Origin of the sequence: Maribacter sp. ACAM166 (genome assembly GCF_005771495.1) — a bacterium.
In the GTDB taxonomy this organism is placed as follows: Bacteria; Bacteroidota; Bacteroidia; order Flavobacteriales; family Flavobacteriaceae; genus Maribacter.
In genome coordinates this window covers 108,555-126,425 of the sequence record NZ_VAUW01000005.1, presented here as the reverse complement: position 1 = coordinate 126,425, position 17,871 = coordinate 108,555, and the positions used below count along the sequence as shown (strand labels likewise).

The window sequence follows — 17,871 nt, the reverse complement described above, 5'->3', positions numbered from 1 at the left end:
AAAGATTTAATTTTGAAGTCCACCCAAAATTAAAAATGATGAAAAAAATAGTACTTGTATTATTTGTTGGTTTGCTAGGATTAAGTTTAACTGCGCAAGATTCAGCGGCCAAAATCGAATTTAAAACAGAAACCGTTGATTATGGTGAAATTGCCAAGGGATCTGACGGAATTAGGGTTTTTGAATTTACCAATACCGGAACAGCTCCACTTATAATCAGTAAAGTGAGCTCTAGTTGTGGTTGTACGATTCCTAAAAAACCAGAAGACCCAATTTTACCAGGAAAAACAGGTGAAATTCAGGTTAAATATGACACGAATCGAGTAGGACCAATTCGTAAAGCGATTACTGTAATATCAAATGCAGATACGCCTACTAAGGTTTTAAAAATTAAAGGAGAGATACTAGCTACAAGCGGTACCAAATAAAAATAACTTCATATAATTTAAAAACCCAACTTTAGAGTTGGGTTTTTTTATTCAAATAATGGTTTTAAAATAAAACTGAACAGTAAATCGTTATTATAACGCTCTACCAATACCTTCACTTTTTTTCCTTTTTTATCATTAATTAAATGCATGATTTCCTGCAATTTATAACGATGAATACGTTTGCCATTAACTGCTAAAATCACGTCGCCTTCTTGTAAACCTGCCGAATGAGCTGGACTACCCTGACGTATACCAGACACAATTATTTCTGGCACGACGCTTAACCTTGTTGCGCCCTGCAATACGATTTGAACATCACCATATGTCTTTTTATCACTATACACCACCCCGTTTCTATCTGCTATTCGTTCAGATACATATCGAATACCTGCATGCTGTAAATCAATACCACTGATGTTGTATTGAAATATTTTATCAAAATTGGAATTCTTCTTTAGTATTATTTTCTGATTCGAATAATCGAAGACCAAGTTAAAACGCTTTAATACTTCACCACCCAAGCTTCCGTTTCTTCCCCCAAAGTCTGTAATCGTATTAAAAGTTTCCATATCAGGAAAAGCAGCTTTAGCATCTTTCATTATAAAATCTGAAATTTTCAAGTGGTGAATTTTAGTTCGCTTTCCATAAATATCACCAGCAAGACCTTTTCCTAGAAAATCTTCATAATACTTTTCTGGAATTCTGATATGCTCATCCTCAAAAAGCCACACGGCATCACTACTGCCAGTATCTATCAACAACTTAACAGGAATTTCTTTAGAACTCTTGACAATTACAAGGGCATCCAAATAGGCTTTTTTTCTTATAACGGATATATCTAAAACCCGAGAATTTTTAGACACTCTATACTTATACGTATCAGAATCATAAAACCTAATAACCCTAGTTGAATAATTAATATCCACTACAAAATCACGAAACAGATCATACCCAATAATTCCATGTATAGGAATACCTAAGCTTGGTGAGAAATTAATACCGGCATCCATAACCACATAAATATCTTGTGATAGATTCTTAACACTGCCAAGTTTTACAAAATTACCAGTAGATTTGAGTGCGTTTATTGGGTCTCCTTCTCCAAGTCCATTTATCGTTATTTCGGTCACATTATTGAGCTGAATAGAATCTTGATCAGCTAAATTGAATAGAATTGGAGTGCCCACCCCAGAGTCTAAAACAAACGAAAGCTGGGTCCCATTCACATCAATTGGTATAATCATCAAGTTGTTGATGAGCTCAAACTTTATTTTATGAAATTTTTCACCAGCGGGTAACTGGTAAGTTTGAGCTACCGCAGAAAGTGAGAAACAAACAAAAAAAAGAAAGACTAGAATTCTAATACCACGTAACATAATCGTTATGAATTAGTTAACGCTATTCAAGATACATAATTAACAACTACAAAACATAATTTTAACACCACCCCAAAAACCAAATAAAACCCAATAAAATTGTAAGAACCATTATCATTTATCACTTTTGTGAAAAATAAAATTTTATGCCATCTGTTTCTAATAAAGGGCTTTCTATGCCCCAATCCCCTATACGAAAATTAGTTCCCTTTGCGGAAAACGCAAAAAAGAAAGGGGTTAAAGTTATTCATCTGAATATAGGCCAACCAGATATAAAAACTCCACAACAAGCTTTAGATGCGGTTAAAAATAATAATATTTCTGTTTTAGAATATAGCCGCACTGAAGGTTCTGAAGAGTTTAGAACCAAAATTGCGGGGTATTATGTAAAAAACAATATTCCGGTAACCGCTTCTGATATTATTGTAACCACCGGTGGGTCTGAAGCTTTGGCTTTTGCAATGAATACGATTGCTGATACAGATGATGAGATTATTATTCCCGAACCTTTTTACGCTAATTACAATGGCTTTGCAACAGCATGTGGGGTAAAAGTAGTACCCGTAGTCTCAAAATTGGAAGATAATTTTGCATTACCTCCTATCGAGGAATTTGAAAAACTAATTACATCAAGAACCAAAGCTATCCTAATTTGTAATCCAGGAAATCCGACAGGCTACCTCTACAGTAAAGAGGAAATTTTAAAATTGGCAGCATTGGTGAAAAAACACAATATTTTTCTAGTTGCCGATGAAGTATATAGAGAGTTTACTTATGATGATAAAGTACATACATCTGTTTTAAAGGAAGACGGATTAGATGATTATGCTATTATCATAGATTCGGTTTCAAAAAGATATAGTATGTGTGGAGCTAGAATTGGTTTTCTAGTTTCAAAAAATAAAGAGTTTATAGCAACCGCATTAAAATTTGCACAAGCTAGACTTTCGCCACCTACCTATGCTCAGATAGCAACTGAAGCTGCTTTGGACACACCGGATAGCTATTTTGAAGAAGTGAAGACGGAATATGTAGCACGAAGAAATTTATTGATAGCAGAATTAGAAAAAATTGAAGGTATAAAAATTGCTAGACCACAAGGTGCTTTTTATTGTATTGCAGAACTACCTATTCAAGATGCCGATCATTTTGCACAATGGCTATTAGAAGATTTTAGAGTCGATAATGAAACAGTAATGGTAGCACCGGCCGCAGGATTTTATGCTACAGAAGGTTTAGGGAAAAACCAGATTAGAATTGCTTACGTACTTGACCAAGATAGTTTAAAAAGAGCCGTAAAAATTCTTGGTGAAGCTCTTAAAAGCTATAACGGTTAATGATTATACACGAGCATTTTTCCTTAAAGAACTACAATACTTTTGGCATAGATGCCAAGGCACAATATTTTGTGGAAGTTAATTCTGTTGAAGCATTACGAGAAATACTTGGCAACAACGATTATCTACGAAAAATAATAATAGGTGGTGGTAGCAATATGCTGCTTACAAATGATATTGATGCATTGTTTATACATGTCAATCTCAAAGGAAAGTGGTTAATAAATGAATCAGATGACACTGTAAGCATTAAGGTTATGGCTGGTGAAAATTGGCATGAAATGGTACTATGGACTCTTGAAAATGGCTATGGAGGTTTGGAAAACATGTCGCTTATTCCTGGTAATACCGGTACAGCTCCTATACAAAATATTGGTGCCTATGGGGTGGAGTTAAAAGACACTTTTGAAAGTTGTGATGCCATTAGAATTATAGATCAACAACCTATCACCTTTACTAAAACTGAATGCAAATTTGGTTATAGAGACTCCTTTTTCAAGAATGAAGGCAAGGATAATTATGTAATCACTTCAGTCACCTTTTCATTAACCAAAAACAAGCACACCATAAACTCTGGGTATGGAGCAATCGAAGATCAATTAAAGAAGGATTCTATTCTAAATCCTACTATAAAAGATATCTCCAATGCCGTAATTGCTATTCGCCAAAGTAAATTACCAGATCCCAAAGAATTAGGCAATAGTGGTAGTTTCTTTAAAAACCCAATAGTTCAAAAAGAAGTATTTGAAACTTTTATAGCTAATCATCCTGATGCTCCCTTTTATAAAGTATCAGATATCAGTTATAAAATACCTGCCGGATGGTTAGTTGAACAGTGTGGTTTTAAAGGGAAAAGATATGGCGATGCTGGGGTACATAAAAAACAGGCACTGGTACTTGTTAATTATGGAAACGCTACAGGTTCAGACATTTTAAATCTTGCTGCGAGAATAATGAAAGAAGTTCAAGCAACCTTTAATATAACTATAAGTCCAGAGGTTAATTTAATAAAATAACCCCTGCAATCAGATTACAGGGGTTATTACCAAACCAACCAAAAACAAAGTGGCAGTTACCAGCTGCGCACTTATAAGATATATATTTTCATAAAACGCATCATTAACAATCAATTTTATAATTTAGCGTTTAATCATATACGGTTCAATCTGGCAATTTGGATGTCCATTTTAAAAAAATCTTGTACATCTTTTTAAATCATGAGCACTTTATTAGAAAATCATATTGTTGAATTGTTACAAGAGCGAAATGAAAAAGCGATTTCACTTTTGTACGATAATTATGCCAATACCCTTTTAGGTGTTGCCAATAAAGTGGTAAGAGATCCAGATTTGGCTCAAGACGTTGTGCAAGAATCTTTCGTTAAAATTTGGAAAAAAGCCGACACCTACGACCCTAAAAAGGCAAAGCTATTTACGTGGCTTTTTAGGATTACCCGAAATACGGCAATTGACAAATTAAGAAGTGTTAACACAAAATCTGATAAGGAAATCCAAATAGATGTTTCTGACGTATATACTTTAGGCGTAGAAAGTACGAGGCCAGAGTTAATGGATGTAAAAGAGCATCTAGGGAAAATCGAATACAAATATCAGATTGTTCTAGAAGCCCTTTTCTTTCAAGGCATGACCCAACAGGAAGCAAGTGATGAGTTGGATATTCCTTTAGGAACTATTAAATCTAGATTAAAAATAGGTTTGCGTGAATTAGGTAAAATCTATGGTCCAGCACTAATTGCTATGTTATTAAACGTTGTGTTATGAAAGACAAAATTAAAATATTTCTTGATTCTGATTTACTAGAAAAACATCTTTTAGGAACTACCACAGATATGGAAACCATGCAAGTAGAGCGCTATATTGCCATGTATCCCGAGGTTCGTGATACCTATGTAGAATTACAAGACAACCTAGCGATTTTTGCTAAGCAATATGCTATTGAAGCACCACAGGGCTTAAAAGATTTAATTCATGCTAGAATTAAATCTGAACGCAGCGGACGAAAAAGATTCTTCAGCTATGCTATTGCAGCTAGTATAACCGCAATTATGTTCGCAGGTATTTCAACCTTCTTTTGGAATCAAAATCAGAGCTTACAAGAAGAAAAAAGTGTTGTTAGCAATAAGATAAAGTTGCTAGAGGAAAACATGAAAGAGCAACTAGAAGATGTACGTAATCAATTTATCGTTTTAAATAATCCACAGACTAAAAAATACAACGTAAAGGGAAATCAAAAAGCAAAAGATTTAAAGGCTGTTGCATATATTAACCCTGTAAAAAAATTGTCGTATATCAACGTCAGTAAATTACCTCATATTCCTGAAAGTCAGTGCTTTCAAATGTGGGCAGAGGTTAACGGAAAAATGATTAATCTAGGTATTATCGAAGAAGCTGGTGACCAACAAAAATTGATGGCACTGCCCTACGCTGATAATGCGATTGGTTATATTACTATCGAACAAAAAGGAGGTAATCAAACTCCAAGTGTTGAAAATATAGTTGCCAACATAGCATATTAATCCTCATTTTATAAAGTATTCTTAAAGCCCCAATTTTGGGGCTTTATTATTTATCTTTGTATAAAATTAATATATGAAACTATTATTTTTAACCATCGGCCTATTAGCATTAGCTTTTGCGGGTATCGCAATTAAAATCTGGTCACAAAAAGACGGTAAATTTGCAGGAACTTGCGCAAGTCAAAGTCCATTCTTAAATCAAGACGGACAAGCATGTGGTATGTGTGGTAAACTACCAAGCGAACAAGATTGTAAAAATGATACGATTTCTGATTAAGCTAAGTTCATTTTCGTTGAACTCACTCAACCCAAAACTAGTATTTGAACAACGTAGACAATTTAGAAGAAACAATACACAAGGCGAAAGAAGGCAACCAGATTGCTTTTAGTCGTTTATTGGATATGTTTTGGAACGATGTTTATGGTTTTCAATTAAAACGTACTGAAAACGAGAACGATTCTGAAGATATTACTATTCAAACCTTCTCTAAGGCGTTTGATAAAATACATACCTACAATGATACCTATGTATTTAAGACTTGGTTAATTACAATATCCAAAAACATTCATATTGACCTTGTCCGTAAACGAAAAAAAAGCCTATTAGACTCTAGAAGTGGTGCTGAGGCCATAACTACGGCTTTAGATGCTTCGCCTACAAGGGAAGATCAATTGATCCAAGAGCAGAACTTAGCAGATTTGTTAAGAGATATCAAAAAATTAAAGCCTCATTATCAAACAGTCATTAATCTTAGGTATTTCAATGAACTAAGCTATGCCGATATCTCAGCCAGCTTGAATGAACCTATAAACAGTGTTAAAGTAAAGCTTCTAAGGGCTAAAAAATTACTTTCAGAAATCATAAAAGCTAGGAAGTAGGCTATCATTAAAGCATCTCTATTTTTAAATTTATCAACGCTAATACATCGCACGGCATTCTACTTTATAAACACCTTTTTAGTTCGTATATTTGTATTAAAATATTAGCATGTCCACTGTCTTAAAAGAAAATGTAGCTCCACCTAAAAAACCAAAATGGCTTAGGGTGAAATTACCTACAGGTAAAAAATATACGCAACTAAGAGGATTGGTGGAAAAGTATGATCTGCATACGATTTGCACCAGCGGTAGTTGCCCAAATATGGGAGAATGCTGGGGAGAAGGGACTGCAACGTTCATGATTTTAGGTAATGTTTGTACACGGTCTTGCGGATTTTGTGGTGTTAAAACAGGTAGACCAGAAAATGTTGATTGGGCAGAACCTGAAAAAGTGGCACGCTCTATAAAGATAATGGGAATCAAGCATGCCGTAGTTACTTCTGTTGATAGAGATGACCTTAAAGATATGGGCTCAATTATCTGGGCAGAAACGGTAAAGGCCATTCGAAGAATGAACCCAAGCACAACGTTAGAAACCTTAATTCCAGATTTTCAGGGTATAGAAAAACATTTGGATAGAATTATAGAGGTTTCACCAGAAGTAGTTTCTCATAATATGGAAACTGTAAAAAGATTAACCAGAGAAGTTCGTATTCAAGCAAAATATGAACGTAGCCTTGAAGTTCTTAATTATTTAAAAATTCAAGGCATTAATAGAACCAAATCTGGAATCATGTTAGGTCTTGGAGAACATGAAGATGAAGTTATAACAACTTTGGCCGATTTGCGAAATGTAAATGTTGATGTGGTTACCATTGGTCAATACCTTCAACCATCAAAAAAACATCTTCCCGTTAAGGAATTTATCACTCCCGAGCAATTTAAAAAATATGAAGACATAGGTCTTGAAATGGGTTTTAGGCATGTAGAAAGTGGTGCATTAGTAAGATCATCTTATAAAGCGCATAAACACATTCTCTAATATTTATGAATATCTTGAATCGCAATCAGAACTCATCCTTAGTTTTCGATTTTTTGAATTTTACTCAATAGGATACACCCCAAGTATAACCAATGCAAAAAATTAATATAGGCATCAATGGTTTTGGAAGGATAGGAAGAACCTTATTCCGGCTATTACAACACCAAGAACATTTAAGCGTAGTTGCCATCAATGACTTGGCAGATACGAGAACACTATCTCATTTATTAAAATACGACAGCATTCATGGCACATCAACTCAGCAAATTGGGTATGATGAAAAGCATATTATTGTTAATGGACAAGCAATATCTCTTACGAATGAGATACACCCATCAACAATAAATTGGTCATCAACACATGTTGATGTGGTGGTTGAATGCACTGGTAAATTTAAAGATCGAGAAACATTATCACTTCATATAAAAAACGGTGCTAAAAAAGTCATCTTATCTGTACCTCCAACGGAAGAAGACATAAAAATGATTGTTTTTGGAATTAATGAAAGCACATTGAATCCTGCCGATGATATAATTTCAAATGCTTCTTGTACAACTAATAACGCAGCGCCTATGATTAAGGTCATGAATGACCTATGCGGCATAGAGCAGGCTTATATTACTACCATACATTCTTACACTACAGATCAGAGCTTACATGACCAACCACATAGAGATTTAAGAAGAGCGCGTGCCGCTTCACAATCGATTGTGCCTACAACCACCGGAGCTGCAAAAGCTTTAACTAGAATATTTCCTGAACTTGCCAATGTTATTGGAGGTTGTGGTATTCGAGTTCCAGTACCAAATGGATCTTTAACAGATATCACTTTAAATGTGAAACGGACTACAACAATTGAAGAAATAAACGATACATTTGAAAAAGCGGCACAAAACCAGTTCAAAAACATTTTGTGCTACACCAATGACCCAATTGTTTCTATCGACATAAACAATAGTTGTTATTCTTGTACGTTTGATTCTTTAATGACTTCGGTTATAGGAAAGATGGTCAAAATTATTGGGTGGTACGATAACGAAACCGGATATAGCAGTAGAATTATTGATTTGATTAATTTCATGAACGGTAAAAACTATATTTGAAGAAAATATTTTCACATAAAGCACTGCAAATTATACTTGTTCCAATATTTATATTGGTGACGACAATGTCTGTATTATCTCAAAATGGAATTCCCCCTAAAGACATTCAACCCTATTTTGACCAAGCTAGAAAATTCAGGAATCAAGATAAGATAGATTTAGCATTAGAAACTTTAAATACAGCAGCAACTGAATCTGAGAAAAATGAGGATATAAAAGCCTTGATTGATAGTCTTCATGAATTTGCCGTATTGTATCTTAAAATTGATAAAGAAGGTGATACTGAATTCTACTGGGACCGCGCCAGTGTTTTACTGAAAGACATAGCTTATCCCTATGGTGATGCAATGCACAAATACATTGAAGCAATCCTCTTGTATCGAAGCAAAAGAAACTTTCAAGCTTTGTTTATGCTTAATGAAGCGAAGCAACTCAATAACGACCGAAACTTTATCAATAATCTTCTACTTACAGAGGCACAGGTTTACATCAATCTAGAAAAATACGAAAGCGCTACAAAAAATCTTAATTCACTTATTGTAAACACAGATATTTACGAAAAGGAGTACCTATCAACACAGGCTTATTTAACCCTTGCAGAGCTCAATTTGAAAACAGGAGATTTAACTGAATCTGCTAAAAACGGTGAAAATGCTCTGGCGTTAGCGAATAATAATGGGTTTTTGGTAGATGTAAAAGATGCTAACAACCTATTAACCATCGTTTATGAAAAACTTGGCCAATATCAAAAATCGTTAACGAATAATCAAAATTTAGCACAAATAAAGGACTCCATTTTCAACATTGAGAAAAATAAAATTGAAGCTAAGACGGCAGATAAAATCAAAGACGATTATAAAACTGAATTAATTGCTCGCCAAGATAAGAAAATAGAAGAACTGACTGAATCACAAAATAGGTCTGAGCTTACCGCTATATTAACGGCTGCTTTTTTGATAATTATTTCGTTATTAGCAATTACCTTATACCGAAACAATCAAATTAAATTAAAAACTAACGATTTATTGCAAACCAAGAATAAGGAATTGCAAATTTCAAGAGATGATGCCGTACAGGCAATGGAAGCTAAGACCAACTTCCTTTCAACTGTAAGTCACGAGCTAAGAACACCATTGTATGCCGTTACTGGGCTAACCCACCTCCTACTAGAGGAGGATCCAGAAGAGCATCAAAAAGAACATCTAAAAGCTTTAAAATTCTCTGGTGATTATTTACTGAACTTCATAAATGATATTCTTCATATTAATAAGATTGATGCTAATAAGTTAGAACCCCTTAATATGGAGTTCAATCTTAACAAAGTCATCAATGAAGTTATCAATTCATTGTCTCAAAGTGCGAAGGCAAACAACACTAAATTGACATTAGACTATGATTCAGAAATACCTAGCCATTTATTAAGTGATCCATTAAAACTTTCTCAAATTTTCATGAACTTAATCGGTAATTCTATTAAGTTCACAAAAGGTGGAGAAGTTAAGGTAACTGCGAAATTACTCAACAAGGTAGATGATGATGTTACTATTTATTTTGAAGTAAACGATAATGGTATTGGTATTTCAAAAGAAAAGCAGAAAAATATTTTCGAAGGTTTTGAACAAGGATCCATTCAAATAAATAGGGAATATGGAGGTACTGGTTTAGGTCTTACTATTGTAAAAAGTCTTTTAGGGTTATTTAAGAGCAAAATAGAACTTGAGAGTACACTGAACGAAGGAAGTTCTTTTTTCTTTGAAATAGAAATGACGAGTTTGGATGATAAGCCTGAAGATTTTACATTCGAAGTTACTCCTCGTGATTATGATTTTAAAAATCTTCATTTATTAATAGTTGAGGATAATAAAATCAATCAGGTAATTACCAAAAAGATGTTATCCAAAAAGGAAATGACCAGTGATATTGCAAACAATGGATACGAGGCCATTACCTTGGCTCAAGAAAATGTTTACGATGCTATTCTGATGGATATACACATGCCTGGAATTAGTGGAGAAGAGGCTACCATAGAAATAAGAAAGTTTAATCAAGATACTCCTATAATTGCATTAACTGCAATTTCATTGGATGATAGTTTAGAAAGTTTCTATGCTGCAGGTTGTAATGATGTGGTCACTAAGCCTTTCAAACCCGAGGTTTTCTATCAAAAAATCGGTGAGAACATTTTTGATAAGGATATTAGGAATTCGTTGTCATAAAAACTTCTAATTCATTTTCAAATAGTTGAATATCCCCATCTAAAAATTGGTGCGATACTTCGATGTAATGTAGCTGTGAAAGTTCACTCCTTAGCCGCACATAATCTTTTTCGGTAGTAAGAATACATTCCTTTTCTTTTAAAACAGCAAATTCCTGTTTCGTAAAAAAATGATGATCACTAAATTTCATATGTTCAAAGGCAATGCCTTCGTCGAGCAAAAAAGCTTCCAGTGGCAATGGATTCGCAATACCAGTCACTAAAGTTACTTTTCTATTTTTTAGCTCCGAGAGTTCTATGTTAATTCCCTTTAGGTTTTTATTATACGCCAAATAGCTAAACAGCACTTTTTGATTAGGTAAAGGCTCGATTTTAGCTCGTATTGTATTTCTTTCTGAAATCGATATATCATTTGGGCATTTTGTCACCACAATTATGCTAGCTCTTTTTGCCTCAGCCTTAGCATCTCGCAAATTTCCAGTCGGTAAGTACCAATCATCAACATATAAATTATCATACGGGGTTAATAGAATTGCAAAATCAGGTTTTACTTTACGATGTTGAAAGGCATCATCCAAAAGAATAACATCTGGTTTAACAGACTTTTCCAATTGCATGATTCCATTTCTTCTATCGGCATCTACTGCAACCGAAACCATTGGAAACTTAGATTTTAATTGAAATGGTTCATCTCCCAAATTCTCAACACTTGTTTGACTAGTTGCTAGTAAAAACCCCTTTGACTTTCTTTTATAGCCTCTACTCAAAATCGCAATGCGGAAATTCTTTTCTAACGACCTCACCAATAATTCTATCATCGGTGTTTTTCCGGTACCACCAACACTAAGATTTCCCACACAAATAGTTTTCGTATGGAATGACATTGATGAAAAAATACCTAAATCATACAATCGATTTCTCAAAAACACGATTAAAGCGTATACTAAAGAAATAGGAAAAAGAAGTTTTCGTAGCACGTGCATCAGTACGAAATTATAATAATTTATCTTTGAATACCTTATTTTTCATTAAAATGACCATAAACCACATAACACAAATCTTAGAGGACTTTGCTCCATTATCTTACGCAGAAGACTTTGACAACGTTGGCCTCTTGGTAGGGGACGCATCGACCGAATTAACTGGGGTCTTAGTCACCTTAGACACCCTTGAAAATGTTGTGGATGAAGCAATTACTAAAAACTGCAATCTAATCGTAAGTTTTCACCCCATTATTTTTGGCGGTCTTAAGAAAATTACGGGCAAGAATTACGTTGAACGCGTAGTAATTAAAGCCATTCAAAACAATATTGCCATCTATGCTATTCATACCGCTTTAGATAACTCCCCCAAGGGTGTAAATGCTAAAATTTGCGAGGTATTGAACCTAACAAACACAAACATACTGATACCTCAAAAGAATACATTAAAAAAATTAACGACGTATATACCATTAGACAGTGTCGAAAAAGTTAGAGAGGTTCTTTTTAATGCTGGTGCAGGGAAAATAGGAAACTATTCTAATTGTAGTTTTTCTACCGAAGGAAAAGGAACGTATAAGGCACATGATAATGCCAACCCAGTTAAAGGCATTATTGGAGAAACCCATACAGAGAAAGAGGTGATGTTAACTTGTATTTTCGGTAAAGCCGATGAACATACTATTGTAAACAGTTTAATCGAAAGCCATCCTTACGAAGAAGTGGCTTATGACATTCAAACGTTGGATAACACCAATGCTTATATAGGTATCGGTATGATAGGAGAATTGAAAAAAGAGGTATCAGAAAAGGAGTTTCTAAATGATTTAAAGTTAAAAATGAAGACTCAGATGGTTCGGCATTCAAAACTATTGAACAAACCCATTAAAAAAATTGCCGTTTTAGGCGGCAGTGGTGCCTTTGCAATTGGTGCGGCAAAAGCAGCTGGAGCAGATGTTTTCATTACTGCTGACTTAAAATATCACCAATTTTATGAAGCTGAAAACCAAATGGTTTTGGCAGATATAGGACACTTTGAAACTGAGCAGTTTACAAAAAACCTTTTAGTTGATTATCTTACGAAAAAAATTCCTAATTTTGCAATCCATTTATCGGAAAGCATAACAAATCCTATCAATTATTTTTAATATGGCAAAAAAAGAAGATTCCTCTGTAGAAGCAAAGTTAAGAGCATTATATGATTTGCAATTAATTGATTCTAGAGTTGATGAAATAAGGAATGTTCGTGGTGAACTCCCTTTAGAAGTAGAAGATTTGGAAGATGAAGTCCTTGGCCTAAAAACGAGAATGGATAAACTTAAATCTGATTTAGAAAATATAAATTTCGAAATTGGAGCTAAGAAAAACCTTATTGAAGAAGCAAAGACTTTAATTAAAAAATATGGTGAGCAACAAAAAAACGTTCGAAACAGTAGAGAGTTCAATTCTATAAGTAAAGAATTGGAATTTCAAGAATTGGAAATTCAATTAGCTGATAAGAACATAAAAGAATTTAAAGCTCAAATCGACCAGAAGAAAGCGGTTATTTCAGAAACGAAAGAACGTCTATCTGAACGTGATGCGCATTTAAAGCATAAGAAAAGTGAATTGAATGCTATTCTTGCCGAAACAGAAAAAGAAGAAAAAGCCTTGTTACAAGAATCAATCAAGTATCAAGATAAAATTGAAGAGCGTTTGATTAAGGCATATGCACGTATTAGAAATAATGTAAAGAATGGCTTAGCAGTAGTTCCCATCGAAAGAGGTGCATCTGGTGGTTCTTTCTTTACTATTCCACCACAAGTACAAGTGGAAATCGCTTCAAGAAAAAAAATCATTACAGATGAGCATAGTGGTCGTATTTTAGTTGACCCTACATTGGCAGAGGAAGAAAGTGAAAAAATGTATAAAATGTTTGCTAAATTATAGCAATATTTAAGTCATAAATAAAAATGCCATCTTTATAAAGATGGCATTTTTTGGTTATATTAATAACCATGCATATTTTAAAAACAATACTAGTCCTCTTCATGATTCAAGGTACCTCGCTAACCGCTCAAAAATTATCGGACTATACATGGAAGAATAGGGTTTTAATTCTTTCCGAGAACAATTCTGATTCTTTTCACACTAAAACTGCTTTAAAAATAATAGAGGGTAGTGCTAAAGAACTCAATGAACGAGCTATTATCATATTTCTATTTAAAGAGAATAAGCTCTATGACCTAGACGAAAAGGAGGTTGAATTCGAAAAATCTAATATCCTTCCTAAGTATTTTAATGGGTATTTATTAATCGGCAAAGATGGAGGCGTCAAAACAAAACACCCTTACCCCTTAGACCTAGAAGGTATATATAACCTTATCGATGGCATGCCGATGCGAAGAGCCGAAATGAAATCAAACAATTAGGTGCTAACACCAACTAAATTCAACATCATTTTCTCAACCGCTACACTATCCCATTCTTCTGCAATATTCGGTATTTTCATCACCTCTTTCATTATGCGCTCTTGCGCATCACCTGCAGCTAAAGCTTCAGCATAAGGTCGTTCAGAAAATGTAACCCTACTATAGGCAGGAATCCATTTATTCGGATGTTTACTTGAGAAATGCTTCTCTATTTTCTTTTGTAATAAAAATTCGGAGTCTGCCGTTTTACTACTCATTTCCACAAAATTTCGATAACTCAGTTCTGCAATAGCATCTGCATTGGGTTTACGTTTCTCTTGATATGTCCTAAATATCTTTTCCCAATCATCTCCAAATTCTTTTATGGTTTCATCCAACACAAAAATATCTTCAAAACCGGCGTTCATTCCTTGACCATAAAAAGGCACTACAGCATGCGCCGAATCACCCACAAGGGCTACTTTATCCCAATAGGTCCATGGGTAGCATTTCATCGTAACCATAGCACTCGTCGGATTCTTAAAAAAGTCTTCGGTTAAGTTTTCTATTTCATTTTTAACATCAGGAAAATAGGTGTTAAAAAACTGAACGGCGTCCTTCTTCGTTTTAATACTTTCAAAAGAAATAGCTCCTTCAAAAGGCATGAATAAAGTACATGTAAAACTACCATCTAAATTGGGCATAGCTATAAACATAAACTTCCCTCTTGGCCAAATATGAAAAGAATGCTTCTCTAATTTATGAGTACCATCAGTATTTGCCGGTATAGTCAATTCCTTATACCCTACATCTATAAAATCTTGGGAATAATCAAACCGACTACGTCGCTGCATCTTATGACGCACTCTTGAAAATGCACCATCACAACCAAATATCAAATCAAAAGGATATTCTTTCCATTCACCTTTCTCGGTATCACCAGTATACACTTTAGCCTCGGGTAAATCAATATCCCAAACCTTTTCTTCAAAACGAAAATCTACGCCGTTTTTCTCGGCCAAATCAATCATTCGTTTATTAAGTACGCCACGGGAAATAGACCATATCGCCTCACCATCCTTACCGTACTTTTGATAATACTCAGGCTTACCGACTACGTGCATAGCACGCTTATCTAATGGTATTGCTATCTCCTTTATCTCTTTCTCTATGCCAACAGCCTTTAAGGCATTCCAGCCTCTGTTGCTCATCGCTAGGTTAATTGATCTTCCTGAGAATTCAATATTTCGAATGTCGGGCCTTCTATCGAAAACGGTAATATTATGTCCGTATCTTTTTAAATAGATAGCAAGTAAAGAACCTACAAGTCCTGAGCCTATAATGGCTATGTTTTTTGTGCTTTGGGTCATGTATTAGGCCTAACGCCAAAATTTAATGAATGTTAAAAGTAGCAAATTATGCCCTATTACTACCATTCATACTACAAACTAAACAAATCATTTTTTCAATCTTACTTCAATATTGTTTAAGTTATTCGTATTTTTAGTAAACAAAAAATATAATTTGAAACATTTTAGACAAAAAGAATTAGAGCAGATGCCTAGTAGATTTAGAGCGCACCTTATCAATAGTTGTACTGGCTACAAGTCTGCTAACCTTCTAGGAACTATATCTAAGAAAGGAGTAACCAATTTAGCCGTTTTTAATTCCGTTGTACATATTGGTAGTAACCCGCCTATGTTAGGCTTTATTCTTCGACCATTAACCGTAAAAAGAAATACGTATTCCAATTTCAAGGAAACAGGATATTTCACAGTAAATCAGGTGAATAAAGAAATCATAACCGATGCACATCATACGGCTGCAAAATATGAAGAGGATGTATCTGAATTTTCAAAAACGAACTTAACAGAATCTTATCTGGATGATTTTGCAGCTCCCTATGTAGCCCAAAGTACAATTAAACTAGGGTGCCGTTATCTCAATGAGTATGAAATAAAGGAAAATGGTTGCCTCTTAATTATTGGGCAGATTGAACATATCTATTTGCCTGAAGATTTAATACATGCGGATGGTTGGGTACAGTTGGATAAGGCAGAATCCATTGCAACCATTGGTTTAGATGGGTATGCCCTACCTACCCTATTAGATAGATTAGCCTATCCCAAACCAAATGAAGCTACCAAATCATTACTCTAATGGCACATAAAAAGGAAAATCTACCTACTAAAATCTGTGCAACCTGCAACAGACCCTTCAATTGGCGTAAAAAATGGGAAACTAATTGGGACGAGGTGAAATATTGTGGTGAAAAATGCAGGAGAAACAAATAAAAATAATACGAAATTTTTAGAGTGCTGATGAATAATTTAATATGGTTTAGAAACGACCTAAGAGTCCAGGATAATACTTCTTTGAATGAAGCCATGAAAGGGGGAAAAGTAATAGGTTTCTATTGTTTTGAATCTATATTCTTTGAGACCGATAGCTTCGGATTCAAAAGAACCGAGAAATTTAGAGGTCAATTTTTAATTGAAACTATTCGTCAACTTCAACAAGAACTTGAGAAATTAAACATTACGCTATTTGTATATTATGGCAAATCGGTTGATATTCTACCTAAGTTGATTGACAGTCAAAATATTGATACTATATTTTTACAAAAAGAATGGACGCGAGATGAGAATACTATTTTAGATTCGGTGAAATCAAAAGTCTCATCAACCGTAAAATTTGTTGACGCATACGACCAATTTCTTTTTCATCCAGACGATATTCCTTACCCCAATTTCAAAGACCTTCCACAGGTCTTTACCTATTTCAGGAAAAAGTGTGAAAAAGAAATAAACGTAAGGCCACTTCAATCTATTGACCTCAAAATGGACAAAGACAATAGGGTTTCCAATCCAACAGATATTCCAACGCTTAGCGATTTGGGATTAGAAGATTTTCAACATGACTCTCGTACTGTATTCCCTTTTTATGGTGGTGAATTAGAAGCACTGAAAAGGATACAGCACTACTTTTGGGAAACTAAAAAACTGGCCTTTTATAAAAAAACCAGAAACGGTTTAGTAGGTAACGATTATAGCTCCAAATTATCGCCTTGGTTAGCAAATGGAAGTATTTCTCCTCGAACAATATATTGGGAGGTTATAAAATTTGAAAACGAAATAAAGAAAAATCAAGATACATACTGGCTTATTTTCGAACTTATTTGGCGTGATTATTTTAAATATGTTTCTCTAAAACATCAAGACCACATTTTTCACGTTGGTGGTATACTTCAAAAAGTGTATGAATGGAAAGATGATCTCTCTGAAAGAAGCGATTGGATTACTGGTGCCACAAAAGAGCCATTTATTAATGCAAATATGAAAGAATTGGCGCAAACGGGATGGATGAGCAATCGAGGAAGACAAAATGTTGCCAGTTTCTGGTCTAAAGAACTAGAGCAAGATTGGCGAATAGGCGCAGCATATTTTGAGAGTATGTTGTTAGATTATGACGTACACAGTAATTGGGGAAATTGGATGTATACTAGTGGTGTTGGCAATGACCCAAGAGACCGCAAGTTCAATATTAAGGGGCAGGCCGAACGGTATGACAGTAGTGGTAAATATCAAAGAATCTGGCTGCAAGAAACACTTTTCTAAAGGGTAACAATAAAATGACATACGT

At 34.5% G+C, this 17,871-nt stretch carries 19 protein-coding genes; 16 read left to right on the top strand and 3 right to left on the bottom strand.

The genetic code is table 11. From position 1 onward, the window contains the following. Positions 1-35 precede the first annotated feature (35 nt). The gene (locus tag ES765_RS06070; RefSeq protein WP_138112276.1) at positions 36-428 is read left to right on the top strand and encodes a DUF1573 domain-containing protein; all 393 of its coding nucleotides are present in this window, start codon (positions 36-38) and stop codon (positions 426-428) included. 47 nt (positions 429-475) lie between these two features. Here the strand turns inward: ES765_RS06070 and ES765_RS06065 are convergent, their stop codons facing one another. Then, positions 476-1,807, bottom strand: coding sequence for a PDZ domain-containing protein (locus ES765_RS06065; RefSeq protein WP_138112274.1), 1,332 nt, complete (start codon positions 1,805-1,807; stop codon positions 476-478). Positions 1,808-1,953: 146 nt separating this feature from the next. Here ES765_RS06065 and ES765_RS06060 point away from each other — a divergent pair, with 146 nt between their 5' ends. The 9 genes from ES765_RS06060 (at position 1,954) to ES765_RS06020 (ending at position 10,860) form a co-directional block, all read left to right on the top strand. After that, positions 1,954-3,144 carry a pyridoxal phosphate-dependent aminotransferase gene (locus tag ES765_RS06060; RefSeq protein ID WP_138112273.1) on the top strand — a complete coding sequence of 397 codons (1,191 nt, stop codon included), beginning with the start codon at positions 1,954-1,956 and terminating at the stop codon, positions 3,142-3,144. Further along, complete coding sequence (murB, locus tag ES765_RS06055) at positions 3,144-4,160, top strand: UDP-N-acetylmuramate dehydrogenase (protein WP_138112271.1); 1,017 nt, start codon at positions 3,144-3,146, stop codon at positions 4,158-4,160. Before ES765_RS06060 ends, murB begins: the two co-directional genes overlap by 1 nt. Positions 4,161-4,361: 201 nt before the next feature. Further along, positions 4,362-4,925 (top strand): RNA polymerase sigma factor, encoded by a 564-nt coding sequence (locus ES765_RS06050; protein WP_138112269.1) that lies wholly within the window; start codon positions 4,362-4,364, stop codon positions 4,923-4,925. Further along, positions 4,922-5,680 carry an anti-sigma factor domain-containing protein gene (locus tag ES765_RS06045; protein WP_138112267.1) on the top strand — a complete coding sequence of 253 codons (759 nt, stop codon included), beginning with the start codon at positions 4,922-4,924 and terminating at the stop codon, positions 5,678-5,680. The genes ES765_RS06050 and ES765_RS06045 overlap by 4 nt, the downstream gene beginning before the upstream one ends. A 73-nt stretch (positions 5,681-5,753) precedes the next feature. Then, a complete protein-coding gene (locus ES765_RS06040) occupies positions 5,754-5,957 on the top strand; it encodes a membrane or secreted protein (protein ID WP_138112265.1) in 204 nt (67 codons plus the stop codon). A 44-nt stretch (positions 5,958-6,001) separates the two neighbouring features. Further along, complete coding sequence (locus tag ES765_RS06035; protein ID WP_138112263.1) at positions 6,002-6,559, top strand: RNA polymerase sigma factor; 558 nt, start codon at positions 6,002-6,004, stop codon at positions 6,557-6,559. A gap of 109 nt (positions 6,560-6,668) precedes the next feature. Continuing rightward, a complete protein-coding gene (gene lipA, locus ES765_RS06030; protein WP_138112261.1) occupies positions 6,669-7,541 on the top strand; it encodes a lipoyl synthase in 873 nt (290 codons plus the stop codon). 92 nt (positions 7,542-7,633) lie between these two features. Beyond that, positions 7,634-8,644 (top strand): type I glyceraldehyde-3-phosphate dehydrogenase, encoded by a 1,011-nt coding sequence (gene gap, locus ES765_RS06025; protein ID WP_138112259.1) that lies wholly within the window; start codon positions 7,634-7,636, stop codon positions 8,642-8,644. Next, complete coding sequence (locus ES765_RS06020; protein ID WP_317131396.1) at positions 8,641-10,860, top strand: ATP-binding protein; 2,220 nt, start codon at positions 8,641-8,643, stop codon at positions 10,858-10,860. The genes gap and ES765_RS06020 overlap by 4 nt, the downstream gene beginning before the upstream one ends. On the opposite strand, the gene lpxK is transcribed toward ES765_RS06020, so the two are convergent. Beyond that, complete coding sequence (lpxK, locus tag ES765_RS06015) at positions 10,841-11,842, bottom strand: tetraacyldisaccharide 4'-kinase (protein WP_138112257.1); 1,002 nt, start codon at positions 11,840-11,842, stop codon at positions 10,841-10,843. The genes ES765_RS06020 and lpxK overlap by 20 nt on opposite strands. A gap of 50 nt (positions 11,843-11,892) precedes the next feature. Between lpxK and ES765_RS06010 the strand changes: the two genes are divergently transcribed. The 3 genes from ES765_RS06010 (at position 11,893) to ES765_RS06000 (ending at position 14,250) form a co-directional block, all read left to right on the top strand. Further along, positions 11,893-12,987 carry a Nif3-like dinuclear metal center hexameric protein gene (locus tag ES765_RS06010; protein ID WP_138112404.1) on the top strand — a complete coding sequence of 365 codons (1,095 nt, stop codon included), beginning with the start codon at positions 11,893-11,895 and terminating at the stop codon, positions 12,985-12,987. 1 nt (position 12,988) lies between these two features. Next, positions 12,989-13,768 (top strand): zinc ribbon domain-containing protein, encoded by a 780-nt coding sequence (locus ES765_RS06005; RefSeq protein WP_138112255.1) that lies wholly within the window; start codon positions 12,989-12,991, stop codon positions 13,766-13,768. 101 nt (positions 13,769-13,869) lie between these two features. Continuing rightward, the gene (locus ES765_RS06000) at positions 13,870-14,250 is read left to right on the top strand and encodes a DUF4174 domain-containing protein (protein WP_171017242.1); all 381 of its coding nucleotides are present in this window, start codon (positions 13,870-13,872) and stop codon (positions 14,248-14,250) included. Here the strand turns inward: ES765_RS06000 and ES765_RS05995 are convergent. Further along, a complete protein-coding gene (locus ES765_RS05995) occupies positions 14,247-15,599 on the bottom strand; it encodes an FAD-dependent oxidoreductase (RefSeq protein WP_138112251.1) in 1,353 nt (450 codons plus the stop codon). The genes ES765_RS06000 and ES765_RS05995 overlap by 4 nt on opposite strands. A 154-nt stretch (positions 15,600-15,753) precedes the next feature. Here ES765_RS05995 and ES765_RS05990 point away from each other — a divergent pair, with 154 nt between their 5' ends. The 3 genes from ES765_RS05990 to ES765_RS05980 are packed head-to-tail and all read left to right on the top strand — an operon-like array spanning position 15,754 to position 17,846. Continuing rightward, positions 15,754-16,389, top strand: a complete 636-nt coding sequence (locus ES765_RS05990) for a flavin reductase family protein (protein ID WP_138112249.1) — start codon at positions 15,754-15,756, stop codon at positions 16,387-16,389. Further along, positions 16,389-16,523, top strand: coding sequence for a DUF2256 domain-containing protein (locus ES765_RS05985; RefSeq protein WP_138112247.1), 135 nt, complete (start codon positions 16,389-16,391; stop codon positions 16,521-16,523). Before ES765_RS05990 ends, ES765_RS05985 begins: the two co-directional genes overlap by 1 nt. Positions 16,524-16,550: 27 nt before the next feature. Further along, positions 16,551-17,846, top strand: coding sequence for a DASH family cryptochrome (locus tag ES765_RS05980; protein ID WP_138112245.1), 1,296 nt, complete (start codon positions 16,551-16,553; stop codon positions 17,844-17,846). Positions 17,847-17,871 lie beyond the last annotated feature (25 nt).